Raw genomic sequence first — 24162 nt, 5'->3', positions numbered from 1 at the left:
AGGAGCTGCATATCGCAGCTCCTATTTTTTTATGGTTTCAAAAGTACTTTGATATTATTATCGGACTTTTCATCGAATATCTTGTATGCTTCCTTCGCTTCACTGATTTTCATTGTATGCGTGATGATATCTGTCGGATCAAATACCCCTTCCTCTACCATCTGATATAGCTTCGGCATCAGATGGATTACAGGAGCTTGTCCCATTGTAAGCGTCACGTTTCGGGTAAAGAAATCACCGATTGGGAATCCATTTGCTTCTGTTCCATATACGCCAGTCAGCTGAACCGTACCAAATTTCCGGACTGCTTCACTAGCTGTAATGATTGGCTGAATTGTACCAAATTGATTGTCATGTTCAGAACCGAATGATACACCTTCCGGCACTGTTCCATCCATGCCGACACAATCAATTACAACATCAGCTCCACCATTCGTATCACTATGAAGCAAGGAACCAATTTCAGGATTATTGGAAAAGTCATATGTCTCTACATTATTCATCCGCTTAGCATGTTCCAATCGATGCGGCACGTTATCTACTGCTATGACACGCTCTGCACCTTTCAGCCAAGCGAACTTCTGCGCCATCTGACCAATTGGACCAGCTCCCAGGATGATGACAGTATCTCCTTTTTTGACGCCGCTGTTTTCTACACTCCAATAAGCTGTCGGTATGACATCGGATAGGAACACGACACTTTCGTCCTTTAGTTCACTTGATTCTGGTACTTTAAAAGAAGTGAAATCAGCAAATGGTACTCTCAGATACTCTGCCTGTCCGCCGGGATAGTCCCCGAATTGATCTGCAAAACCGAATAATCCGCCTGCATCGCTATGCGGATTGCCGTTCGAGTTATCACATTGACTTTCCATCTGGTGGTTACAATAATAGCATTCGCCGCAGCCAATATTGAATGGGATGACAACCCGATCCCCTTTTTTTAGGTTTTTTACATCCGGGCCCACTTCTTCTACAATGCCCATCGGCTCGTGTCCAATGATATAATCCTTCTCTGGCGTGATTCCTCCATGATACAAATGCAAATCAGAACCACAGATACCAGTAGCTGTAATTCTTACGATCATATCGGTAGATTTCTCGATCGAGGGTGCCTCCACAGACTTAACTTCGATATTTTCCTTACCTTGAAAAGTGACTGCTTGCATGCTACCAATCTCCTTTATACAGTAGTTGAAGGACTATACCTTTTGCCAAATGAACCTAAACCTTTCTAAACTTTCCTCAAAAAAATGAAACCATTAGGTAACGACACACGTCTTTATAACTGAGGACGATAAAATATGTTTTCTAACAATATTACCTCCCACATATTTCGTTCGTCTCACCACACTTATTTCTAACAACAACAGAAAAGCAGGCAGCCCCCGCTGCCTGCTTTTCCCCGTTTATTGACTTCCTGCTTCCTCTCACCGCTTAACTTCTCTATAATAGATAAGTGAACTATTTTTATATTTCATTTTCCTCTAGTAAATTTATATCATCTTGAGTCATCTGAGCTGGAAATCCTGCGTAACCTCAGCTCTTTCTGCCAGCTGCCACATGGTGCTGTCAGCATATGAAAGGAGAGCATTATGTTCAAAGTCATCGCAATCGACTCAAACCAAGTGAAACTTGAATTCGTCGGAAAGGACGGAGAAGTATACACTTTTGACACATACGAAGAAGCAGAATCCTTCATGCAGCATGTGAAGGCAAAAGATACACTACCGGAACGATACCGAGTTCTTGTAAAGAAAATCGACTGAAGTCCCCTTTCTTGCATGACAGGCAAATGTTCCTCATAATAGAAATCAGAAGGATACAAGGAGGCACACCTTATGAAATGGAACCTATCACAGCTCCTGGAGAAACGGCATGCTTACACCCCAAAAGCAAAAGCATTGCTGCAGGATAAGGAAAAATCGAAGGAGCTCCTAGCTAATGTATCAACTAAAGCAACGGACAATAAAGGAAAGCTTGCAGAAATCTGGTCAGATTTGCAGCTGATGGTGGACATGCTCCGCGATTGGCGCAAAGGTGCTTACAGCCAGCTGCCGAAAAAGTCACTGCTTATGATTGCAGCAACCTTCCTATATTTCTTAAGCCCAATCGATTTTGTCCCGGATTTCATTCCTGGCGGATTGCTTGATGACGTTGCGCTCATCGCTTTCACCTTTAAGCAGATACAGCAAGATGTAGCCGCATATAAACAATGGAAACATCATCAGCCGATTGAAACTCAAACAACTGGTGCTTCGTAAAAAAAGAGTGCAACTTGCACTCTTTTTTTTTACGGAGAAATTTCCCATTTTGCTTTTTCAGCATAATCTGTTATATTTATAGATTATGAGCCCAAATTCCATTTTGGGTCTTAGTTGTTTTTTAGATGATAAATTGATAGAATCAATGTCGTTGTTTAACTCAATATGACGCCTGATAAGAAAATGAAGAGGTGAAAGATAATGAAGAAGCTTCTGGCTTCAAAAAAAGGATTTTTTGCGCTGGCCGTTATTTTCTTATGGGCCAAAACGTATTTTTCCTATAAACAGGAATTCAACCTGGATATAACAAATAGCATGCAGGAATTCCTGCTGGTAATAAACCCTTTGAGTGCGAGCATCGTATTCCTAGGACTTGCTTTCCTGGCAAAGGGCAGAAGGATGGGAATCTGGCTTTTAGTCATTGATTTCATAATGAGCTTCCTGCTTTACGCCAATGTCCTGTACTATCGCTTCTTTAATGACTTTATTACCTTGCCAACATTAAAGCAAACAGATAATTTAAGTTCCGGAATGGGCGGCAGCATCTTTGGATTGATGGAAGGCTATGATTTCATCTACTTCCTGGATTTCATTTTGCTGATCGTTTTGTATATCTACACAAGAAAGAACTGGAGTATCGAACGCCTTGCTTTCCGGAAGACGGCCATGGTCATCATCTCCGGTGTGGCTCTATTCGCAGTAAACCTTGGACTGGCTGAAGTCGATCGCCCGCAGCTGCTGCAGCGTACATTCGACCGCACATACTTGGTAAAGTATCTTGGACCGTACAACTATACAATCTATGATGCAGTTCAAAATGCGAAGACTTCCACGCAGCGAGTTATGGCTAGTCCGAGCGACTTATCTGAAGTAACGGAATTCACGAAGGAAAACTATGCTGAACCGAATGAGAAATACTTCGGTAATGCAGAAGGTATGAACGTCATCAAAATTCATCTGGAAAGCTTCCAAAGCTTCCTGATCAATTACAAACTGGATGGCGAAGAGGTTACACCGTTCCTGAATTCACTTGTGAATGATAAGCAAATAACGTACTTTGATAACTTCTTCCACCAAACAGAACAAGGAAAAACCGCAGACGCAGAGCTGTTAATGGATAACTCCCTTTATGGTCTGCCGCAAGGATCTGCCTTCTCAGTAAAAGGTACGAACACGTATCAAGCAGCACCTGCCATCCTGAACCAGGAGCAAGGCTATACAAGTGCTGTATTCCACGGTGACGAAAAGACATTCTGGAACCGTGATGAGATTTATAAGCAATTCGGAGTCGATCATTTCTTTGATTCCACTTATTACAACATGGAAAACTCAGTGAACTATGGTCTAAAGGATAAACCATTCTTCGAGGAATCCATGCCGTTGCTTGAATCACTTGATCAGCCATTTTATGCGCATCTGATCACACTGACGAACCATTATCCGTTCACACTTGATCCAGAAGATGCAACGATTGATAAAGCAACAACTGGAGATGCTACAGTAGATAACTACTTCCAGACAGCACGCTACCTGGATGAAGCATTGGAACAGTTCTTCAAAGACCTGAAAGAATCAGGTATGTATGATAACTCTGTTATCCTGCTTTACGGAGATCACTATGGTATCTCTACGAACCACAACCGTGCTATGGAAGAGATTACTGGAAAAGAAATGACGGATTATCAAAATGCTCAAATGCAGCGTGTACCGCTTATGATCAAGGCTCCCGGTCTTGAAGGCGGCGTGAACCACACGTACGGCGGTGAGCTTGATGTCCTGCCGACACTTGAACACTTGCTTGGTATCGATTCATCTAAATATATCCAGTTCGGTACAGATCTTCTGTCTGAAGAGCATAACGATGTAGTTGGTTTACGTAATGGCGACTTCATCAGTAAAGATTACACAGTTTTAGGTGACACGTATTATGACACTGCCACCGGTGAAATAATCGAAGATGAAACCCAGATTGAAGAAATCAAAAAAGAAAAAGAGGAATTAGCCAAGAAGCTAAGCCTTAACGATAAAATCCTTTATGGTGACCTGCTCCGCTTCTATGATCCGGAAGGCTGGACACCTGTAGATACAAGTGATTATGATTATAATAATCGTTCAGAGGAAAAATAATTGCGGAACACCTGCCTATTATGGCAGGTGTTTTTTGTTCAAGCCCATTTTACTAATTTCTTTAGACAATGGCCTGCAATATCGTTACAATTAAGAATGCTGTATATAATAGAAAATAGGGAATACATCATGTAGCTGTCAGCAGAAGGAGGTACAGCCTTATCGCAAGCTTTATTTATGCTATATCCATTATATTGATCGGACTTATCATCGGAAGGGCTATCCGGATCGTCGCTGAGAAATATCGGCTGCCGGAATGGTTCTCCCTCAATTATTTTATGAATGCATTGATTCGTGTTGTCCTGCTTGTACTGAATCCAATTATTCTTATTAGTGCCTTTTGGTCAGCTGACTTGACCAATGCCAGGCTCATCTACTTACCAATTTTTGGCATCGCAACTATCTTTCTCGGCGCAATTCTCGCTCTGCTGTTTTCCAAATGGCAGAAGCTGCCGAAAGACCAGATTGGGTCCATGTTCGTTTCTGGCGCATTCCTGAACCTTGGAAGCTTCGGACTACTCTTCTGTGTGCTCTTCATTGGGGAGCAAGCAGTCGCGTACGCTGCAATGTTCCGCCTGCTTGAGGAATTCACGTACTATACGATCATTTATCCAATCGCAAAATCATACGGTACAATCGAAGACAATGCTTCAGGATCGCGTGTGATGCGTATTATCAAGGATCCATTCATCATGATCACCTTCTGTTCTATCATCATTGGTGCTGTACTGAACTTATCACCAATAGACAGATTCGAATGGCTGGGAGCAAGCAATTCAACACTTGTTGCACTGGCATCCATCCTGCTTCTGATCCCAATCGGATTCAGCATGCGAATTGCTTCTGTGAAAAAGTATTGGAAGCTTAGTATCTGGCTGATTCCAATCAAGTTTCTTGCTGTGCCGCTTGTCATTACTGGCAGTGCTTATTTGCTTGGTCTTGGCAGCTTGTATGACGGTATATTATTACAGGTGCTTCTCATTATGTCCGCCATGCCGCCGGCAGTTGCTTCTCTCGTACCGCCGCGGCTGTACAATCTCGACATGGAATTGGCCAACTCCAATTGGATTGTTGCGACATCTTCGTTAATTGTTGTCTTGCCGATCTTGTTCGTCCTCGTAAATTGGATGAACTGAAAAAAGCTGCTGCCTCATCTATTGAGGCAGCAGCTTTTTTAATCTTCCTTTACGGAAATATATTCGTTTTCCGCTTGTCCTGGTCCATTGACGTTATTCTTGAACTGGCTCAATCGACCATTCCTTTTTTCGCCATGATTTTTGTTTTCTTTAAATTGATGATCATTATTGGGCTTTTTCTTTGGCATGATAGAACCCCCTTTTCGCCTAGTATGCGGAGAAGGACTCTATTTATTCCACTTTACCCGCAAGCAGCTGCTGCTGGGATGCGAATTCCCGATATAGATCGTGACGTTCGAACAACTCCTCGTGCGTCCCGATACCAGTGATTCGCCCTTTTTCGATAAATACAATCTGATCAGCATCCACAATAGTTGATAGCCGGTGTGCTATCACGAAGGTAGTTCGATTCTGCATCAAATTCTGCAGTGCTTGCTGAACGTAAATCTCTGAACTGCTATCAAGACTTGAGGTTGCTTCATCCAGCATCAGGATTTGTGGATCACGTAAAAGCGCTCTTGCGATAGCAATACGCTGCCGCTGTCCTCCTGATAGCTTCACCCCTCGTTCGCCAACCTTCGTTTCATATCTGTCAGGCAATTCTTCTATGAACTGTTTCGCATACGCCATTTCAGATACACGTTCCAGTTCTTCCTGTGATATTTCCCTTTCCAAGCCATAGCAGATATTATCACGAATCGTGCCGGATAATAGAGCCGTTTCCTGTGCCACGTAGCCAATTTGGCGGCGCCAGTCATGCAATTTAAAGTCTTGGATAGGTGTCTTACCCAGTAGGATTGTACCGCTAGTCGGCTCGTAATACCGTTCAAGCAAACCGAATAGAGTCGATTTTCCGCCACCACTCGGGCCGGCAATGGCGGTTACCTTCCCAGCAGGCGCTGTAAAACTGAGATCATGCAGGACTTGTTCTGCTTGATAAGCAAAACTAAGATTGTTTATATGCAAATCCCCGTCCACACGATGTATCGGTATTCCTTTATCGCTATCCTCTGTATCTTCTCCAAGAACATCATAGATACGCTCTGTTGCTCCCATCGCCTTCTGAAGATGGGTAAAGAACATGGACAGCTGCGTCATCGGCATGATGATCTGGAACAGATACAGGATGAAAGCTACCATGTCGCCTGCGGATAATGCTCCTGATGCAACACGCACACCACCGTACCCGATAATAGTCACAAGCAAAAGCATCATGATAAAGAGCATGAGCGGCGACAACAGCGCTTGAATTTTAGCTTCCTTCAAGCCATACGTAAATAAAGTTCGAATACCTTTGTTACCTCGTTCCAGCTCTACATGTTCTGCATTCGAGGCTTTGACAAGCTTCATTTCCGGCAATACCTGGTTCAAAACTGCAGTGAACTTCGCTGTCTCCTCCTGCATTATTTTCGATACCCGGTACATCCTGCGCCCAAGTATCATGATGATTCCGATTGCAATCGGAACTGCTAGCAGCATGACAATCGTCATCTTCCAGTCAAGTACAAGCAGAATGATAATCGATCCGACGATGGAGATAATACCTGTAACGAAGCTGGTCAGATGATCCGTAATCAGCTCTTTTACAACCGCTGTGTCATTCGTCACTCGGCTGAGCGTCTCTCCTGTTTCATTATCGTGATGAAATCTGATTGGCAGATGCAAAAGCTTATCCCACAATCGTTCTCGCAGTTTAGCGACAACATGGTGGCCGATTTTCGCCAGCAAGTAGATGGATAAGCCACTAGCTAAAGCTTGCAGGACAAAAGCGATGACTAAAATAGCAATTTGGGTACCAGTAATGGATTGTCCAGAGAAGCCATCCACTAGATTCTTCGTGAACAATGGTACCGTGAAGCCGACTCCTGTCGTCAATAAACTCATCACCAATGCAACAATGACCATCATCTTAGGTGGTTTAGTACCTTTAACCAGCGCCAGAAATAATCGCCAATCAAATTTTTTCGTTTCTATTCGATTCTGCTCCATTTTGTTCCCCCAAGTTCTATTAATTGTTCATCTTCTGCAAAGAGCATTGCATAACCTTCATGAGCTTTGATCACTAAATATTCTTCTCCCTTCTTCAAAAAGGATAAATCCTCTGGAAGTGCGGGCTGCTGCCAAGAGAAAGACTATTCGCTGACTTTAAGATTACCTGCTTGGATCCCGTACAAATACGATAATAATAATTCGGTACAGATTTATTGGCATCAAAAAGGTTAGCTCTTGTACCATTATCAAGGACAGTTTCCTGCAAATACGGTTCCAAATCTTGCAGCAGCCTATGCAGCGTTTGCTTTTGCCCCTTCATCTTTTTAGGAAGCACGGCGAAACTGACTGTGTCACAAGCATCTAATAATCGCTCCATCAATTGTCTATACGCCTCTTTAGTCAAATCGGTTTCCTTTAATTCATACATCGTGTGCCCTCCAAAAAAAAGAAGTTCTCCTACCGAGAACTTCTTACACTAATGTCAGGAATTTTTCTTCAGAAATGATACGCAGCGGCCGTCCGTTCTCAATCATCCGTTCCGCTTGGACTAGCTTACTCGTTTTCTTGCCAGCAGCAAATTTCTCATAGTCTCTTGCGCCAACAACGAGATAGCGGGTAGACGTGTCCATTTTATCTGTGTGCACGCCGCCTACATTGACAAGTCTTTGGATTGCATCCTTCCGCTTCAAACTCTTCATTGTCCCCGTAAACATCACCTGTTTCCGGTAGAACGGGTGTGCAGGATCAAATTGATCTGTCTGTGGCTTGATATCACCGTATCTGGATTTGCTTCCCGTGGAACTTGTATCATGGATGCTTTTTCGACTAACCTTTAATGCTTTTGTCAGTTCTTCTATACTCTGTACTCCGGAATCCGCCATCGCATGCAGGAAAATATTCGCTGCAACTCGTGCATCCTCCATGGCATTATGATGCTCGAACATGATCTCCTTGCTGGCAGCTAACGTATTCAGCCGATGATTCTCCATATCCGGCCACACCTTCTTGCCGATGATTCGCGTACACAGATAATCAAAATCCGGCATTTCCAATCCATAACGTGCCACCGCTTTACGAATAACACCCATATCAAAACTCGCATTATGCGCGATTACGACATTGCCGGCCAGATAACTGCTTAACTTCGGCCAGATTTCCTTGAACGTCGGCGCATCTTCCACATCCCGTGGAAGAATCCCATGCACCTGGATATTCTGTTCTTCAAAATCCATCAATGGATTGATCAATGTATACCACTCGTCAATCACACCTGACTCATCCGCTACAGCAACACCTACCGAACAAGCACTTGACCAATAACGATTCGCCGTCTCGAAATCTATACTTACAAACCGCACTGCATCGTCCTCCAAATCGACTTTTGTTAAGTAGATTATATCACAGCAGCCGAAAGAGTCCGATCATCGTGCTTGTAAAAAATAGTTGCCAGTAACTGAGAGAAACGCTATAATATTTTTGTGACGTATAAACTACATACGGGGCATTAGCTCAGCTGGGAGAGCGCTTCGCTGGCAGCGAAGAGGTCAGCGGTTCGAGCCCGCTATGCTCCATCTTACAAAACCCTTATTTTAAGGGTTTTTTCTTGTTTTAAAGGTAATAAATCATACATTGAATCAACTGCACAATACCTCGGACCGCATTAGCTTCTTTCTACTTTCATGCTTTACTATACCTACCATTTATCACATCTCTAGTAATAGAACCTACTCTTTCCTGCCCTTTTCCCTTTGCAATTTTCATAGGTCCTTTAGAGAAATCACCTGTAAAGCCACTTGAGACAGTACCTCCTATTCCTCTTTCTAGACATTTCACTCTAGCAGACAAACATACATTTCGACAATTTAGGTATAAAAATCTAGTCCTTCTATTTGAATTTGAATATACATGTAAAAAACAGGTCGGGGGAGGTTCAAACTTCCGATTAAAAAATAAAAGGGAAGGAAAAAGGAGTTGTGCAAGATGACATTAGAAATAGGAATCACGGTATTCACGTTCCTAGTTACTATGCTGGTCATCCTCTGGAGGCCACGGGGGCTTAATGAAGCTATCCCGGCAGCAGTAGGTGCCGCGATAATTTTATTGACAGGAATTGTTTCAGGGCCTGATGCGGCAGATATAGTGGATAAGATTGGGGGAGCCGCAATTACGATCATGGCCACAATCGTCATGGCGGTCATATTAGAGAGTTTCGGTTTCTTTCACTGGGTCGCTGCAAAGCTAGCTAATTTGGCTCGGGGTTCGGGGTATCGGTTATATTGGTACATTCAGCTTTTATGCTTTTTAATGACACTCTTGTTCAATAACGACGGAAGTATCTTAATTACAACACCAATCCTAATTTTACTTCTCAGGAATCTCCGCTTACCGACACACCAGCAAATTCCATATTTATTAAGTGGTGCCCTTATCGCTACAGCCTCCAGTGCACCGATTGGAGTAAGTAACCTCGTCAATTTGATTGCCTTGGAAATAATCGATATGTCACTTTACATGCACACAGCTATGATGTTTGTTCCGGCGACATTAGGATTACTGTTTATGTCTTGGCTAATGTTCATGGTTGTGAAGAAAAAATTACCTATATCATTACCTGAATCTGTAAAGGACATCGAAGAACACTTCTTTACGCAACACTTTAAACCGATACAAGGTAGGAAGGTATTCACAGACACTAAACAAAAACGAACAAAATTCATGCTTATACTATTGTTGTTTGTATTCTTAATACGCTGTCTGCTGTTTGTCGCTTCTTATCTGTCCATCCCTATTTCAGTCGTAGCAGTCCTCGGCTCTCTTGCGTTGCTGGCATGGCGCTGGTATTACTTACGTACAAATCCGATCGACATCATCAAAAAAACACCGTGGCATATACTCGTTTTCGCCTTTTCTATGTATGTCATCATTTACGGCCTGCATAACATCGGACTAACAGAAGTGCTTGTTAGATATAGTGAACCGATTATCAGCCAAGGATTGATGTATGCAAGCTTTGCAATGGGAGGACTTGTTTCGATTCTGTCTAACATCTTCAATAATCACCCAGCCTTGATGATCGGTACATTCACAATGACTGAAATAGGACTTGATCCAATCACTTTAAAGACGATTTATCTAGCGAGTATCATCGGCAGCGACATCGGATCACTATTGTTGCCAATCGGAACACTTGCTTCACTGATCTGGTTATATATCTTGAAACAACATGATATTACATTAAAGTGGATGGACTACCTCAAAGTATCGGTTATTGTCATCCCTATATCCACCATAGTTGCTTTGTTCTTACTCTATTACTGGGTCAAGATATTTTTTTCTTAGCGGCAGGGGTTTAATGAAATATATCCTCCAATTTAATTAAAGATAAGGGATTCAACCAATCGAATTCATTCTCTATAATTCCTTATCTTGTACTAATAGGTAAATACTTAGGTTCATTTTTACTGTATGCAATGGGAAGGAAAAGCGAACTAAGTAAAACACCTAAAGTGCACCAACTGTCACTTCTGCGATACATCTATTTCTTTCATTTAAACACCCCGTATTTACTGTCTTGTTATTAAGCAGTCCCAGCCAACACACTAAGCAGACACTTTCTTAAGGAGGTGTCTTTTTACAATAAAAGACCCCCTTGGACTTGTAAGGGGGCTGTACTATATTAGTTGTATATCTGATGCTCCTTGATATACTGATAACAGCTTTCTGGCAGCAAATACCGCGGCTCTCCTCCAACAGCAAACTCGTCGCGGATATATGTGGAGCTGATCTCCATCGCCAGTCCTTTATCAATCAAATGGAAAGTTTGTCCGTCATCATGATTTCGCAGCAGCGGAGAATGGCTGATTACCTTCAGCATATCAATATCGTTACGTGCCATGACTATAAATCGGTTATCGCGAACAAGTGCTTCACTGTTCCCCCATTTTCCAGCGCCGATATCCTCTAGCAGGTCAGCTCCCATAATGAAGTAGACCTCATCATCGGGATAGACTTCTTTAAAATGCGTTAGTGTCTGCTCGGTATAAACATTCCAAGCTTCCTGCTTCATCTCATAATCATCTGCAATATAGCAGTCATTATCTTTTATCGCCATCTGCACCATCTGCCAGCGATGTTCGTCTGTCGTATGAAGCTGTTTGTCTTTTCGCTTACTGGAGCATGGCAGGAAAATGACCTTATCCAGCTTACAACGGTGAGCGACCGTACTGGCCGTCCATAAATGGACATTTGTAACAGGATCGAACGATGAGCCATAAATTCCGATTTTCCCCATGCTACTTCTCCTCCAGCTGTGATTTGATGCGCTCGATCAATTCCATTTTATTATCCCAGCAAGCTGTGCTTAAATCGACAGGATAAGCTTCTGGATTATGAGTCCGCTTATATTCATCCCATAAGAATGTGAGGCTGTGTGTGACATAATTCCGTGTTTCCTCTAAAGATGGCAGTCTGTACACGAGTTCACCCTTTTGAAAAACAGGCTGCTGAAGCTCCTTCGCTTCAAAATCTGTTACAAATTTACTAATGTACGGATAGGTTGGATGGAACATTTTGAGTCGTGGTTCTTCCTCCGGATTTTCATGGGCAAGCGCAATATAATCTCCTTCTGATTTTTGGTTTGCTCGATTGATAATCCGATAGACCCGTTTAAGACCAGGGGTAGAAACCTTTTCAGGATTGGCGCTGATTTTGATTGTATCGGCCATATTTCCATTGTCATCTTCAATGGAAACTATCTTATACACCGCTCCTAATGCTGGCTGATCAAAAGCAGTAATAAGCTTCGTCCCGATACCCCAGTTGTCGATTTTGGCTCCCTGTGCCTTCAGAGCACCAATAGTCTCCTCATCCAAATCATTGGATGCGGTAATTTTCGTTTCCGTAAAGCATGCTTCATCAAGCATTTCCCGTGCCCGCTTTGATAAGTAGGCTAAATCGCCGCTGTCCAGACGAATAGCATTAAAACGGATCTTGTCACCCATTTCTTTAGCGACCCTGATAGCATTTGGCACACCGGACTTTAACGTATCGTACGTATCCACAAGAAACGTGCAATCCACATGCGTTTCGGCATATTTACGGAATGCTTCATACTCATCACGATAAGCTTGCACAAGCGCATGCGCGTGGGTTCCAGCAACCGGTATACCGAACTTTTTGCCTGCCCGCACATTTGACGTTGCATGAAAGCCGCCGATATACGCAGCTCTCGTCCCCCAAATAGCCGCATCCATCTCCTGGGCACGCCTGGAGCCAAATTCCATCGCTGTATCTCCCTCATCCAATACATGCATGATACGGGCAGCTTTTGTAGCGATGAGTGTCTGGTAGTTCACGATATTCAGCAGTGCTGTTTCGATCAGCTGTGCTTGAGCAAGCGGAGCTTCTACCCGGATGATCGGCTCGGTACCGAAGACAAGCTCTCCTTCCTTCATGCTGTACAAATCCCCAGTAAAGCGCAGGTCGCGCAAGTAGGCGATGAACTCCTTCTCATATCCCAGCTCCTGCTCAAGATACTCCAGATCTGAATTCGAGAAACGGAATTCTTTCAAATAATCGATGACTCGCTCCAAGCCAGCGAAAACAGCAAATCCATTACCGAAGGGCTGTTTACGGAAAAACAGCTCGAATACTGCTTTGCGATTATGCTTTCCATCCTTCCAATACGTCTGTGCCATATTGATTTGATAAAGGTCTGTGTGCAATGCCGTGCTATCATCCTGATAATGTGTCATTATTCCGCTCCTCCTTTTGTAATCTCTGCTCCTAACGCGCTTTTAAAGTGATGCAGGGCGTATGTATGCCCCTCTTGGTTGAAACTAGCAACAGCATCTGCGTGAACAACGATTTTGAAGCCATAATTATATGCATCGACCAGTGTATGGAAAACACAAATATCTGTTGCTACACCAACAGCATGAATCTCCTTGATACCACGCTCATTTAGCCGCTGCAGCAAATCGGTCCCTGCAAAAGCACTGTATCTTGTTTTATCCATATAATAAACATTCAATTCATGCTTGGCAGATTCATATGCATCCGACAGCTTGCCATAAAGTGCACGTCCCTCTGTCCCATCTATATTGTGCGGTGGATACAGCTTGCTTTCTGGATGATAGGCATCCTTCTCCTCATGCTTATCAATTGCAAAAACAACATAGTCACCGTTCCTAATGAATTCAGAGGTAATCGCCGTAAGTCGTTCCTCTATCTTTCGTCCTGGCACCCCGCAAGTCAGTGCCCCATCTTCTGCTACAAAGTCATTCGTATAATCGATATTTATCAATGCTTTCATCTTTCATCCTCCTCTGGATTAATGACGAGCTGTATAAATCGATTGCTTCAATTCCGCATCAATGAACCGATAAAGCTGAGTTGGCAGCTTGGATGTTCGCTGTGTCTTCTGCCCTTCAACTGCTTCGATGAAAGGCAATGTTTTAATTTTGCGTGCAAAAGCTTGCTCATTTTGAATTGCTTTATCATCCGTTATCGTCAGCAAGACTGCCTGCAGTTCCGAGTAAGTGAACAGCTCTGGCAAGAATTGCTTTGCTACTGTAGTTTGCAGTAAATCTCGTGTTATATGAGTAATAGCATGACGGATTATACTGGCGTGATCAAATGCTAAAAGATGCTGCTCCAGATCTTGTACAGGGAACAGTTCCACTTCTGCGGCATCATCATTCGCTTTTCTCTCAAATAATCTGTATTCCGGGACAATAGCATAATGCGCATTCGAGATGATCCACCCGCGCGGATCACGTCCTGGGTCATCGTATACACCAAAGTGTTTCAAATGTATTCCTGCTATTCCCGTCTCCTCTTCCAATTCCCGGCTGGCTGCCTCGATGGCTGTTTCTTCCGGTGTAACGAAACCTCCGGGCAATGCCCACTTCCCTGCTTCGATATTCGGATTTCCTTCCGTATCCTTCTCGGCACGCTTGATGAGCATCAACTTGAGTTTCATTTTTGGCGGAGCATATGCTTTGGTCTTTTCGGAGGTAATGGTAAATACAGCTATATCCGATGTGTACCCATCAGGTGTCCGGTAGCGACTAACATCATAAGGTATCTTTTTATTATTCGACTTCAATATGTTAATCTCCTTTTAATTAACATTATGTTAATTGTTAATTGTATTATATGCGGGATTACCACTCTATGTCAATGATAAACAAAAAAGCCTCCTCCTATAAGGAGAAGACTTTTAAGTCTGTGTAAAGATCATGACGGTTGCACTTGCTGCAATAACGAAGACAATCAAATAGACTCCTGTCATAAGCTTTTTCTTATTTAAGATAGACTCAACTGAAAATAACAGAAACATTATGGACAAAAGTGGCAGCATCAGCTGAGGATTCACTTCGTAATCCCGGTCGATATATCGATAGACACCAATTGCAATGACAATGATAGCGAGCAGAGCATTTATTTTACGTAACATTTGCTTTCTTCCCTTCCAAGTCGCATGATACCATAGACAGTATAACAGGACATAGCTCCTTGTTGAATAGAAAGGTTGTATGTATTATGCCAACTTACGATGAATGGCAAGTGACGTATAAAGAGACTGCCATCCGGGAAATCCAGAAATACTTCAGAATATATGAAATCGGCAACGTATCCGAAGCGATCTTGGAAGCCGGGTCTGCACGGATTGCGCAGCAAGCTGAGCGTATCGATGATAGCACATTTGCATCCTTGCTGGAACAAATCGGACGCAGCTTAGCTGCTAATGATATACAGGATGTCAGAAATAAATATTACGAATTGGAACAGCTGCCTATTTAGCCAGCTTGCAAAAGTACGTTTCGATACGGCTCAGGTACTTTTTCTGTTTTCCGTTCTTTTTTTACAGTCCGCCAAACTCGAAGATTTTCACTTTACGGATACCTACAAATCGGAACAGCGCTCGCTTCATTAAAATCTTATGTGCATTCCCTAAATAAAAGCGGCTGTAAAACCCTGGGCCTTTCATGGTGGAAACACAAACCGCTTGCTTGCCTTGGAGCAATCCTTCCGGCAGTAGACCCTCGTGCCGATAGGCAAAATTTGCTGAGAAGTTTTGATCGATGAATCCAAGCAGCATAGCCGGCGGCCTTCCCCAGAAAATAGGATAAATGAACACAAGCAGATCAGCTCGCTTAATTTTCTCCCGATACGCTTTAAAACGCGGATCAGTATGCATATCACGACGACGCTTTTTTTCATGGAAAACCAATGCTGGATCAAACTCTTCGGCATACAAATCGATTGTTTCCACTCCGCTGATGGCAGGATTGTGTTCAATACCTTCCTGCACTGCACGGAAAAAGGCATAGTTGAGAGATGCATGATTTGGATGGGCATATACTAACAATGCGTTCATCGATTTCCTCCTGTGCGTAAGATATCTACTTATACGGAAAGAAATTAATAAGGTTACAAAAAAAGAATGCGGCGATTATGCTGCATTCTTTTAAATTCTGTTCAGGCTGTAAGGACAAGAATAAGTATGGCTACTATCTGATAGCCGGCTCCAATGATACTTGTCGCCAAACCTCCGATTGCCATACCTTTTCCAGTTCTTTCCGGGTTCTCCGCTTTTCTTATCGTATGTAAAGCAAGGATGAATCCAATAATGCCAAAGAAGATACCGTATAAAGAAAGAAACAAACTGATGACCCCGAATACGAGCGAAATGAGTGCTGTTTTCTGCATGGATCAAAACTCCTTCTTTCTAAGTTCTGTCTCCATTGTATCCCTAGTCTCACCTTGCTGTCCTGTTTCTTAACTTTTCTAAATTATTTTATCCTTAAACAAAAAGTATCCTCTTACGAAGAGGATACTTTTTTATCATCAGCTTGCTTTGCCCAAACATCTTCATCGACGTTCGGAATGCCCGCTACGCTATCTGAATAGAACTGTGGATTCTTTCCTGCCTGTTTTTGTTCCATATAATCTTTTAATGCACGGAAAGCAATTCTTCCGAGCAGCACGATCGCAATCAAGTTGATGAATGCCATAAGTGCCATGAATAGGTCAGCAATTCCCCAAACAAATTCCAGGCTTGCCAATGAACCGACTGCAACCATAGCCACTACAGCCAATCTATAAATGAATAGCCATGTTTTGCTATGCTTGATGAAGTTAATGTTTGATTCTCCGTAGAAGTAGTTACCTACTACAGAAGAGAAGGCAAACAAGAAGACGATTAACGCAATGAATATACCAGCCCAGGATCCGACAAGTGATTCAAGTGCATTTTGTGTAAGAACGATACCGTCAGATTCTGAACTTGTATAAAGACCAGAAAGGATGACGATGAATGCTGTAGCTGTACAAACGCCGAAAGTATCAACATAAACTCCTAGTGATTGAATAAAACCTTGTTTTACCGGATGGGATACATTGGCAGTGGCTGCTGCTTGAGGAGCACTACCCATTCCTGCTTCGTTTGAGAACATGCCTCGTTTAATACCCTGCATCATCGCAACACCGACAGCTCCGCCGGCAATCTCTTTAATACCAAATGCATCCTGGAAAATGATAGTGAATGCATGCGGTATTTCGGAAATGTTGAAGATAATGATTCCAATAGCTAAAAGGATATATCCTCCAGCCATGACTGGTACGATGATTTCGGATACTTTGACAATTACCTTCGTACCTCCAAAGATGATAAGAGCGCTAATCACTGTCATGATGACTGCCATAAGTTCTTTGCTGATACCGAAAGAACTATGGAACGCACTAACAATCGTATTCGCCTGTACAGAGTTAAACGCCAAACCGAACGTCAAGGTGATGATAACGGCAAAGGTAATACCTAGCCAGCGCTGACCTAATGCTTTCTCCATATAATAAGCTGGCCCGCCGCGGAAAGAAGATTCTCCATCCCGCGTCTTATAAATCTGCGCAAGTGTTGCTTCCACGAATCCAGAAGCAGCACCAAGGAAAGCCATCAGCCACATCCAGAATACCGCTCCTGGACCCCCGACAGAAATAGCCAGTGCTACACCTGCTAAGTTACCAGTACCTACACGTGCCGCGGCACTGATACAGAAAGCTTGAAATGAGCTGACCCCTTTCCCATCAGTGGTCTTTTCACCAATTAATTTAAACATGTGTGGTATTTGCGTGAATGTAGTTAGTTTAAGTTTCAGTGTAAAATAAAGACCGACTAGGAGTAATAGTCCCATCATAATATAAGTCCACATAAAATCACTGGTAGACTGAATTATTTTTAATAATATCTCCATCTCTTTCTCTCCCCATAAAAAAATACACGATGTAAACTAATGTAACAAAATCTAACATGATACGCAATGTTTATTCCTTCCATAGCGATCTATCATCCGTGCTATACTGGTGTTTACAAAGACAAGGTGGGATATGAATTGAAACAATCTAATGAGAAAAAGCCCTTCCGTTATCCTTTGGCAATCTCGGTGGGTATCATAACAGCTATACTATTTGGAATCGCCTTTCAAAGCCCTACTGTTGGACTGGCTGCTGGATGTATGTTAGGTATCATTTTCGGCACAATGCCTAAGGGAACAAAAAAGGAGGAAGAATGATGATTGCGGTTCGTCCTTATAAAACAGAAGATCTACCGGCAATTGTCAAATTACTAAAAGATGAGAGCTGGACTACCCTTGCAGCTGATCCAGCTAGTTTTGACCAAGCTATGAAAGGCTCTGCCCCCGCTCTCGTTGCGCTGCATAATGATGAAATATGCGGCTATATTCGCTGTATCACTGATCAAGTTATTACCCTGCTCGTCGCTGAACTGCTTGTGGATGGAAAAATGCGCGGACAAGGAGTCGGCGGCAAGCTGCTACAAGAAGCACACGACCTTTTCCCTTCGACCCGTATGGAAATGCTGGCGACCAGTACATCGAAATCATATTATGAACAGAAAAATTTCCGGCCTTTTTATGGCTTCCGAAAGACATATGCGGAGTAATAACTTCTAAATATAGTCCATATGATATATTTTTTCGATATATTGTTTGTTAAAGTGCATAATGGGAATATATTACTAACTCAACAAGAGGAGGTAATGAAAATGGCACATGAAGATCGCGCACAGAATGCTGTGGAAAATCTTTCACAGGAAGATAAGAACGAGATTCTGAACAATTTCCAGAACTTCCAAGATTATTTAGGTAACAAGGTAAAACAAGGTGAGCGCCTTGGCTTGAGCGAAGAAGCTTTGACTAAAGCCGCTAAGCGCGTTGCTGACTATTTGGCAGACAAAGAGGAACCTCGCAACCGTGAAGAGTATCTGCTTAAGCAGCTGTGGCTTGTTGCTGATGAGGAAAACAAGAAGCCCCTTGCGAATACACTTGTGAAGCTAGCAAATCAAACAAACTAACGAAAAAAGCGGATCCGGATTGGATTCGCTTTTTTATTTACTATAGATCGGCTCCGGTCTATCACTGCTGATCTGACAGGAAAGCCCATTCGTTTCAATACTGATTGTACCTCCCTTGGCTGTTGCATAAAGCACAGCTCCCACTTTGCTAAGATTTCGAACGACTTCCTTGGTTGGATGTCCTAACTGATTATCTCTTCCGTAGGAAACGACTGCAAAATCAGGCTTTACTTTTTTAAGGAAGGAAAGTGTATTGCTCGTACGGGAACCGTGGTGCGCAACTTTATAGACCTCCGATTCCACTTCATAATTATGTTTCATCTTATATTCCTGCTGTGATTCAGCGTCACTCATAAGCAGAAAATCCACCGTCCGATACGTAAGCCTCAGTACGATGGAGGCCTGATTATTCGTGGCTTTAGGATGGTTGGCATTTAATACTTGAATAGATAAAAGCGGGTCTACCGATATATAGGAACCTTCTTTGGCGATAGTCACCGGGATTTGTTTTTCCGCCAGAATTTCTGTGTAACGCTGATATGTCCTCGTCGTATACAGCTTACCGCTGTCGAGCACTTGGCTCACCTTGAATTTCTCGAGTACCGGAAGAAGTCCGCCGATATGATCGATATCCGGATGAGTAGCAACTAACAGATCCAATTTCTTTACTCCCCGGGCAGAAAGCTCAGATATTACCTTCTCCCCTGATTCTGCGTCTCCTCCATCCACAAGAATATTATAATGGGATGGTGTTTGTATCAGTATGCTGTCACCTTGGCCGACATCAAGAAAATGTACCTGCAGCCTCCCTGATTCGTCGGTTTGTGAAAAAATATAGTCCCATATACCGCTTCCGCTTTCTGCTGCTGTATTCATCGGGAAACTAAGCATCAAGCAGAGACAGAATAAAAACACCCACTTCTTCATTGCGTTCCGCCCCCTTTTCCATAGGATGCAGTCCGCTTACTAATCATATGCACCAAGATGCAGCTCCTAATTTTAACAATCGATTGGACATGCTATACTATTAGCAATTGAAAGGAGCGACGAATCATGTTTACACATCGCATTGACTCAGCCACTTATATGAAGCTTTTGGAACCTCAGGACAGTGATAAACTGTTCCAGCTGATCGACAGTTCCCGTGATCACCTGCGCCAATGGCTTCCTTGGGTAGATCAGAATACGACTGTCGAGCATAGCAGACAATTCATCCAGCATACTTTGGCGCAGTTTGCAGCCAATGATGGATTTACAGCTGGCATTTGGTATCAAGGGGCTTTAGCAGGAGTAATCGGCTTCCATAAAATTGACTGGCAGAATCGCTCTACCAGCTTGGGTTATTGGCTGGGAGAAGAGTATACTGGTCTTGGTCTTATGCAGAAAGCTGTCAGCAAATCCTTGGATTATGCCTTCCTTGAACTTCGATTGAACAGAGTCGAAATCCGTTCGGCAATCGGAAATGTACGCAGCAGAAGAATTCCGGAGAAGCTTAACTTCACCCATGAAGGAACAATCCGCCAAGCAGAAAAGCTTGTCTATGGTTACGTGAATCACAATGTTTACGGTATGCTCTTGGAAGAATGGGAAGCAAAAGAAAACAGTAAGACAAACGATGATGAGGTAAATGGATAAGCATTTCTTACCAAATTAATTACAATTCCATTACATGCGTTTAGTCTCGTCTCCAACCGGCTATATAAACACTAAGGAGATGAGAAGAACAATGGAAAAGAAAATGCATATTGTATCATCGACAGATGACAACTACGCACAGCACTTGGGTATGACATTGAGTTCTCTACTTGAAAATACTTCAAACCCTGAGGATTTTGTCATTTCAATCATCGATGGAGGAATCAGTCAGCAGAAGAAACAGCTATTGAAAGAAACAGCAGCCGCCTACAATACACCACTGGATTTCTTGAATGTAGATTTGGATGCATACGGAGGCGCAATCGCCAGTCGCCACATTTCAAAAGCGGCTTACTATCGCATTTCCATCCCTGAAATGATGAATCCAGCTATTGAACGGACGCTGTATGTTGATTGCGATATGCTGGTACTAGATGATGTCAAAAAACTATTCGAAATCAATATGGAAGGCAATATCGTTGCAGCCGTAGGAGACTATGGGGAACACCGCCGTCTGGAGAAAATGGGAATCACAAAAGAAGATCGTTATTTCAACTCCGGTCTGATCCTAATTGATATGAAGGCTTGGCGCGACAATGATATTACAAATAAGGTGCTGACATTCATCAACGAAAATCCGGATAAGCTGGCTTGGCATGATCAGGATGCCCTTAACGCCATCCTATGGAATGACTGGCTGATGCTTCATCCGAAATGGAATGCTCAAACTCATGTTATCTTGAAAGAATATAAAGCGAAGTCACTCAAGGAAGAACGCGTGCTTCGGACAGTAAGAGAAACACCGTCAATTGTCCATTTCTGCGGAGAAGAGAAACCTTGGCAGGAAGGATCCATACACCCTTACACAGATGGCTACTATAAATATTTAGCAAAAACAGCATTCAAAACTGCCGCTAAATCTGAAAATCCCTTATCTGTATAAACTGTTTGTAAAACCGGAGTTAAGATAACTCCGGTTTTTTCTATGCGTTCTTCGCATATGTTACACTAGTACAAAAGGGGGTGCTTTTTCTGAAAGCTAGACGCACGCTTTATGCTGTGCTGCTGCCGATTGGTATCGCCGTAATCGCCCTATTCATTTTTCGCTCTTATTTTTATTTCCCTAGTACCGTATATGGTGAATCAATGGCTCCGACTTTGGAAGACCAAAACAAAATTCTCATTAGCCGCGTTGGCAACATTGATCGTTTTGATGAAGTTGTTTTCCATGCACCAGACCAGGATGCAAGCTATGTAAAACGGGTGATCGGGATTCCCGGCGACAGGATTGAATATAAAGATGATGTGCTTTATGTGAATGGCAAAAAGCATGCAGAGCCTTACCTGAAAGAAATGAAGGAAATGATGCGGGAAGATGCGTTATTTACGAATAACTTCAAGCTTCGTGATGTCATCGGAGAAGACACAATTCCTGATGGTTACCTGTTCGTCATGGGAGATAATCGCAGAAACAGCAAAGACAGCAGGATGTTCGGCTTGATTTCACAAAGCTCAGTCATCGGAGAAGTGAAGTTCCGCTATTATCCATTTCCTCAAATGGGATTGACCAATTAAATAAGTTGAGCTGACGAACAGTGCAGGTAATTGCACTGTTTTTTTATTTTCTCCAAATTATGGTTGACTCCCCTCACTCCGGGTTATATAGTTAGTTACATGAGTGATGAACCAATTATCCAAGATTATTAAAGGAGCAAAAGTATGCTTGATGATTCAAAGCCAATCTTTATCCAGATTAAAGAACAACTAGAAGACTCCATCCTCAATGGCTCCATAAAAATTGGAGAAAGAGTGCCCTCAACCAATGAATTTGCTAAACACCACAAGATAAATCCAGCCACTGCAGGAAAAGGGATCAACCAGCTAGTAGACGAAGGTATATTATTCAAGAAAAGAGGCGTAGGTATGTTTGTAACAGAGACAGCACAGGATATTCTTCTTGAAAAGCGGAAACAGCAGTTTTTTGATGCATATATCGTTCCGATGAAACAGGAAGCCAGTAAGCTCCATATTCCGAGGGAAGAAATCATTCGCATGCTGAAGGAGGAACAATGAAGATGACAATTGTAGCTGAAAGCCTGATAAAGGAATATAAAACTGCGACAGCCTTGAAAGGAATTGACCTTCGTATCTCAGAACCGAAAATCTACGGTCTGCTTGGTAGAAACGGTGCTGGAAAAACCACCTTCATGCAATTGCTGGCTGGCTACGATAAACCCTCAAGCGGAGATTTACGTATCAATGGTATGAAGCCTTTCGATAACCGGGCGGTTACAGAAAATACTTGCTTGATTAAGGAAGCAGATAATTTCAAAAAGGAGCTTACCGTTCAGCAAGTGCTGAAAATCGCTTCTATGCTCTACTGCAATTGGGATAAAAAGCTGGCGGCCGACCTTTTAGAAGGATTCGACTTAGACAAAAGACGACGCGTGAAAAGTCTCTCCAAAGGCATGGAGTCTGCTCTTGGCATCATTGTTGGCCTGGCAAGCAAAGCACCTGTTACGATGCTGGATGAACCTTATATCGGACTCGATGCCGCATCCCGTGCTTATTTCTATGAAGTACTGCTGGAAGAATTCCAGAGCAATCCTCGCATCATCATCCTGTCTACACACTTAATTGATGAGGTCAGCAGCTTGTTCGAAGAAGTGATTATCTTTAATAAAGGCAGTATCCTTTTGCATAAAAGTGCAGAAGAACTTAGAGCGCAAAGCTTCTGCATCTCAGGACCGGCAGCACAGGTCAAGGCCTTTACGGACGGCAAACAAATAATCAAAGAAAAAAGCTTTGCCGGTACGTCACAAGCCTATCTCCTATCCACAGAAGCACCTGCCTTAACTGGTGACCTGACAGTTTCAGGGGTGCCACTGCAAGACATGATGGTTCATTTAACAGAAAAAAGAGGTGTCCGTGCATGATGAAACAAATACAAGCTTTACTCTATTTCTTTGCTGTCGACAGCAAACGTACAGTTGCTATCTTTTGCTCTATACTGCTGCTGTGCATTACAGCATTAACTGTTCTTGGCGTTACTGTTGCAGATATCATGTACATCGCCATCTCAGCACCAGCATATATCTTTATGATCATCTTCGGTTTCAGAACAATTCAAGAGAGTCTCCCATTTGCTATTAAGAGGGGTATCACCAGGAAAAGTTATCATACAGCCGTCGGTATTTTCATTTTGCTGATCAATCTTGTAATGCTCGCTTTTCTTGCTGGAGTACAATTAATATTGGATGCTGTGTATCAGATAGCTAATGTAACGAACATCCATATTATCCGTCCAATTGGAGCGAGCACCGAGCTGAAAAGTATTTTTTATAGCTTGCCGCTTGATTATGCTCTCCTGTTATCTTTCTTTGCTGCCGGACTTTTACTTGGTATCATCGCCTATAAATTTGGCTTTCTGGGGGGTGCGGTACTCGGAGGCATTGCCTTAATTGGTATAACCGTGTCTCTGACTATCCAGGGATTAACTGACGTCATTACTTGGATACTAGACTTAGCTGTACTTCCAGCATTCGGACTGGTTTTTGCAGTTGCGCTTGTATGCTATGTAATAAGCTGGATCTTTATCCGCACCAGCAACTCCCAGCCTACCTCATAAAAAAAG

Annotated in this window: 28 protein-coding genes, 1 tRNA gene and 1 pseudogene; 16 read left to right on the top strand and 14 right to left on the bottom strand. The window is 42.8% G+C overall.

The features are described 5' to 3' along the window. Positions 1-29: 29 nt before the first annotated feature. The gene (locus CHH91_RS11530) at positions 30-1169 is read right to left on the bottom strand and encodes a zinc-dependent alcohol dehydrogenase (RefSeq protein ID WP_095223580.1); all 1140 of its coding nucleotides are present in this window, start codon (positions 1167-1169) and stop codon (positions 30-32) included. Between the two features lie 426 nt (positions 1170-1595). Between CHH91_RS11530 and CHH91_RS20590 the strand changes: the two genes are divergently transcribed. The 4 genes from CHH91_RS20590 (at position 1596) to CHH91_RS11515 (ending at position 5527) form a co-directional block, all read left to right on the top strand. Then, positions 1596-1769, top strand: coding sequence for a hypothetical protein (locus CHH91_RS20590; protein WP_175074262.1), 174 nt, complete (start codon positions 1596-1598; stop codon positions 1767-1769). 72 nt (positions 1770-1841) lie between these two features. Further along, on the top strand, positions 1842-2264 hold the full coding sequence (locus CHH91_RS11525) for a YkvA family protein (protein ID WP_095223579.1): 423 nt from the start codon (positions 1842-1844) through the stop codon (positions 2262-2264). 201 nt (positions 2265-2465) lie between these two features. After that, entirely contained in the window at positions 2466-4391 is a 1926-nt protein-coding gene (ltaS, locus tag CHH91_RS11520; protein ID WP_095223578.1) for a lipoteichoic acid synthase, read from the top strand. Between the two features lie 194 nt (positions 4392-4585). Next, entirely contained in the window at positions 4586-5527 is a 942-nt protein-coding gene (locus CHH91_RS11515) for an AEC family transporter (protein WP_095223577.1), read from the top strand. A 38-nt stretch (positions 5528-5565) separates the two neighbouring features. Here the strand turns inward: CHH91_RS11515 and CHH91_RS20585 are convergent, their stop codons facing one another. The 4 genes from CHH91_RS20585 to CHH91_RS11500 all read right to left on the bottom strand — a co-directional run bounded on the left by CHH91_RS20585 (position 5566) and on the right by CHH91_RS11500 (position 8877). After that, a complete protein-coding gene (locus CHH91_RS20585; protein WP_176465768.1) occupies positions 5566-5715 on the bottom strand; it encodes a hypothetical protein in 150 nt (49 codons plus the stop codon). 43 nt (positions 5716-5758) lie between these two features. Further along, positions 5759-7516 carry an ABC transporter ATP-binding protein gene (locus CHH91_RS11510; protein WP_095223576.1) on the bottom strand — a complete coding sequence of 586 codons (1758 nt, stop codon included), beginning with the start codon at positions 7514-7516 and terminating at the stop codon, positions 5759-5761. 94 nt (positions 7517-7610) lie between these two features. After that, a complete protein-coding gene (locus CHH91_RS11505) occupies positions 7611-7946 on the bottom strand; it encodes a hypothetical protein (protein ID WP_095223575.1) in 336 nt (111 codons plus the stop codon). 43 nt (positions 7947-7989) lie between these two features. Then, positions 7990-8877 carry an exonuclease domain-containing protein gene (locus CHH91_RS11500; RefSeq protein ID WP_176465767.1) on the bottom strand — a complete coding sequence of 296 codons (888 nt, stop codon included), beginning with the start codon at positions 8875-8877 and terminating at the stop codon, positions 7990-7992. 140 nt (positions 8878-9017) lie between these two features. Here CHH91_RS11500 and CHH91_RS11495 point away from each other — a divergent pair. Both CHH91_RS11495 and CHH91_RS11490 read left to right on the top strand, forming a co-directional pair. Continuing rightward, positions 9018-9090: transfer RNA gene (locus tag CHH91_RS11495), tRNA-Ala, on the top strand. Positions 9091-9499: 409 nt separating this feature from the next. Next, positions 9500-10858 carry an arsenic transporter gene (locus tag CHH91_RS11490; protein ID WP_095223573.1) on the top strand — a complete coding sequence of 453 codons (1359 nt, stop codon included), beginning with the start codon at positions 9500-9502 and terminating at the stop codon, positions 10856-10858. A gap of 337 nt (positions 10859-11195) precedes the next feature. Here CHH91_RS11490 and nadD read toward each other — a convergent pair whose 3' ends face one another. The 5 genes from nadD to CHH91_RS11465 all read right to left on the bottom strand — a co-directional run bounded on the left by nadD (position 11196) and on the right by CHH91_RS11465 (position 14978). Next, positions 11196-11810, bottom strand: a complete 615-nt coding sequence (gene nadD, locus CHH91_RS11485; protein WP_095223572.1) for a nicotinate (nicotinamide) nucleotide adenylyltransferase — start codon at positions 11808-11810, stop codon at positions 11196-11198. A gap of 1 nt (position 11811) precedes the next feature. After that, positions 11812-13272 (bottom strand): nicotinate phosphoribosyltransferase, encoded by a 1461-nt coding sequence (locus CHH91_RS11480; RefSeq protein WP_095223571.1) that lies wholly within the window; start codon positions 13270-13272, stop codon positions 11812-11814. Further along, positions 13272-13832: a cysteine hydrolase family protein gene (locus tag CHH91_RS11475; RefSeq protein WP_095223570.1), complete on the bottom strand. Its 561-nt coding sequence runs from the start codon at positions 13830-13832 to the stop codon at positions 13272-13274. The genes CHH91_RS11480 and CHH91_RS11475 overlap by 1 nt, the downstream gene beginning before the upstream one ends. 18 nt (positions 13833-13850) lie before the next feature. Next, positions 13851-14627 carry an NUDIX domain-containing protein gene (locus CHH91_RS11470; protein WP_095223569.1) on the bottom strand — a complete coding sequence of 259 codons (777 nt, stop codon included), beginning with the start codon at positions 14625-14627 and terminating at the stop codon, positions 13851-13853. A gap of 114 nt (positions 14628-14741) precedes the next feature. After that, the gene (locus tag CHH91_RS11465; RefSeq protein ID WP_095223568.1) at positions 14742-14978 is read right to left on the bottom strand and encodes a hypothetical protein; all 237 of its coding nucleotides are present in this window, start codon (positions 14976-14978) and stop codon (positions 14742-14744) included. A gap of 86 nt (positions 14979-15064) precedes the next feature. Between CHH91_RS11465 and CHH91_RS11460 the strand changes: the two genes are divergently transcribed. Further along, positions 15065-15325, top strand: coding sequence for a hypothetical protein (locus tag CHH91_RS11460; RefSeq protein ID WP_095223567.1), 261 nt, complete (start codon positions 15065-15067; stop codon positions 15323-15325). A 64-nt stretch (positions 15326-15389) separates the two neighbouring features. On the opposite strand, the pseudogene CHH91_RS11455 reads toward CHH91_RS11460, so the two are convergent. The 3 genes and pseudogenes from CHH91_RS11455 to CHH91_RS11445 all read right to left on the bottom strand — a co-directional run. Beyond that, positions 15390-15902 (bottom strand): annotated as a pseudogene (locus CHH91_RS11455) (NAD(P)H-dependent oxidoreductase); the annotation flags it as partial. Between the two features lie 101 nt (positions 15903-16003). Then, positions 16004-16234 carry a DUF4190 domain-containing protein gene (locus CHH91_RS11450; protein WP_095223565.1) on the bottom strand — a complete coding sequence of 77 codons (231 nt, stop codon included), beginning with the start codon at positions 16232-16234 and terminating at the stop codon, positions 16004-16006. 113 nt (positions 16235-16347) lie between these two features. Beyond that, positions 16348-17775, bottom strand: a complete 1428-nt coding sequence (locus CHH91_RS11445) for an alanine/glycine:cation symporter family protein (protein WP_095223564.1) — start codon at positions 17773-17775, stop codon at positions 16348-16350. Positions 17776-17913: 138 nt separating this feature from the next. Between CHH91_RS11445 and CHH91_RS11440 the strand changes: the two genes are divergently transcribed. The 3 genes from CHH91_RS11440 to CHH91_RS11430 all read left to right on the top strand — a co-directional run bounded on the left by CHH91_RS11440 (position 17914) and on the right by CHH91_RS11430 (position 18893). Further along, positions 17914-18093: a hypothetical protein gene (locus CHH91_RS11440; protein ID WP_095223563.1), complete on the top strand. Its 180-nt coding sequence runs from the start codon at positions 17914-17916 to the stop codon at positions 18091-18093. Then, positions 18093-18482 (top strand): GNAT family N-acetyltransferase, encoded by a 390-nt coding sequence (locus CHH91_RS11435; protein ID WP_286160764.1) that lies wholly within the window; start codon positions 18093-18095, stop codon positions 18480-18482. Before CHH91_RS11440 ends, CHH91_RS11435 begins: the two co-directional genes overlap by 1 nt. 102 nt (positions 18483-18584) lie before the next feature. Further along, on the top strand, positions 18585-18893 hold the full coding sequence (locus CHH91_RS11430) for a DUF3243 domain-containing protein (RefSeq protein ID WP_095223561.1): 309 nt from the start codon (positions 18585-18587) through the stop codon (positions 18891-18893). 33 nt (positions 18894-18926) lie between these two features. On the opposite strand, the gene CHH91_RS11425 is transcribed toward CHH91_RS11430, so the two are convergent. Beyond that, positions 18927-19820 carry a ComEC/Rec2 family competence protein gene (locus tag CHH91_RS11425; protein WP_095223560.1) on the bottom strand — a complete coding sequence of 298 codons (894 nt, stop codon included), beginning with the start codon at positions 19818-19820 and terminating at the stop codon, positions 18927-18929. Positions 19821-19946: 126 nt separating this feature from the next. Between CHH91_RS11425 and CHH91_RS11420 the strand changes: the two genes are divergently transcribed. The 6 genes from CHH91_RS11420 (at position 19947) to CHH91_RS11395 (ending at position 24156) form a co-directional block, all read left to right on the top strand. After that, entirely contained in the window at positions 19947-20528 is a 582-nt protein-coding gene (locus CHH91_RS11420; protein ID WP_095223559.1) for a GNAT family N-acetyltransferase, read from the top strand. Between the two features lie 91 nt (positions 20529-20619). After that, positions 20620-21471, top strand: a complete 852-nt coding sequence (locus tag CHH91_RS11415; RefSeq protein ID WP_286160763.1) for a glycosyltransferase family 8 protein — start codon at positions 20620-20622, stop codon at positions 21469-21471. 80 nt (positions 21472-21551) lie between these two features. Then, positions 21552-22103, top strand: coding sequence for a signal peptidase I (gene lepB, locus CHH91_RS11410; RefSeq protein ID WP_286160762.1), 552 nt, complete (start codon positions 21552-21554; stop codon positions 22101-22103). A 144-nt stretch (positions 22104-22247) separates the two neighbouring features. Continuing rightward, entirely contained in the window at positions 22248-22601 is a 354-nt protein-coding gene (locus CHH91_RS11405) for a GntR family transcriptional regulator (RefSeq protein ID WP_095223558.1), read from the top strand. 2 nt (positions 22602-22603) lie between these two features. After that, positions 22604-23464 carry an ABC transporter ATP-binding protein gene (locus CHH91_RS11400; RefSeq protein WP_095223557.1) on the top strand — a complete coding sequence of 287 codons (861 nt, stop codon included), beginning with the start codon at positions 22604-22606 and terminating at the stop codon, positions 23462-23464. After that, positions 23461-24156 (top strand): hypothetical protein, encoded by a 696-nt coding sequence (locus CHH91_RS11395; protein ID WP_095223556.1) that lies wholly within the window; start codon positions 23461-23463, stop codon positions 24154-24156. Before CHH91_RS11400 ends, CHH91_RS11395 begins: the two co-directional genes overlap by 4 nt. Positions 24157-24162: the final 6 nt, after the last annotated feature.

This window comes from Virgibacillus sp. 7505, assembly GCF_002272135.1.
GTDB lineage: Bacteria > Bacillota > Bacilli > Bacillales > Amphibacillaceae > Terribacillus.
The sequence above is the reverse complement of the archived record's forward strand: the minus strand, read 5'-3'. Positions and strand labels throughout refer to the sequence as shown.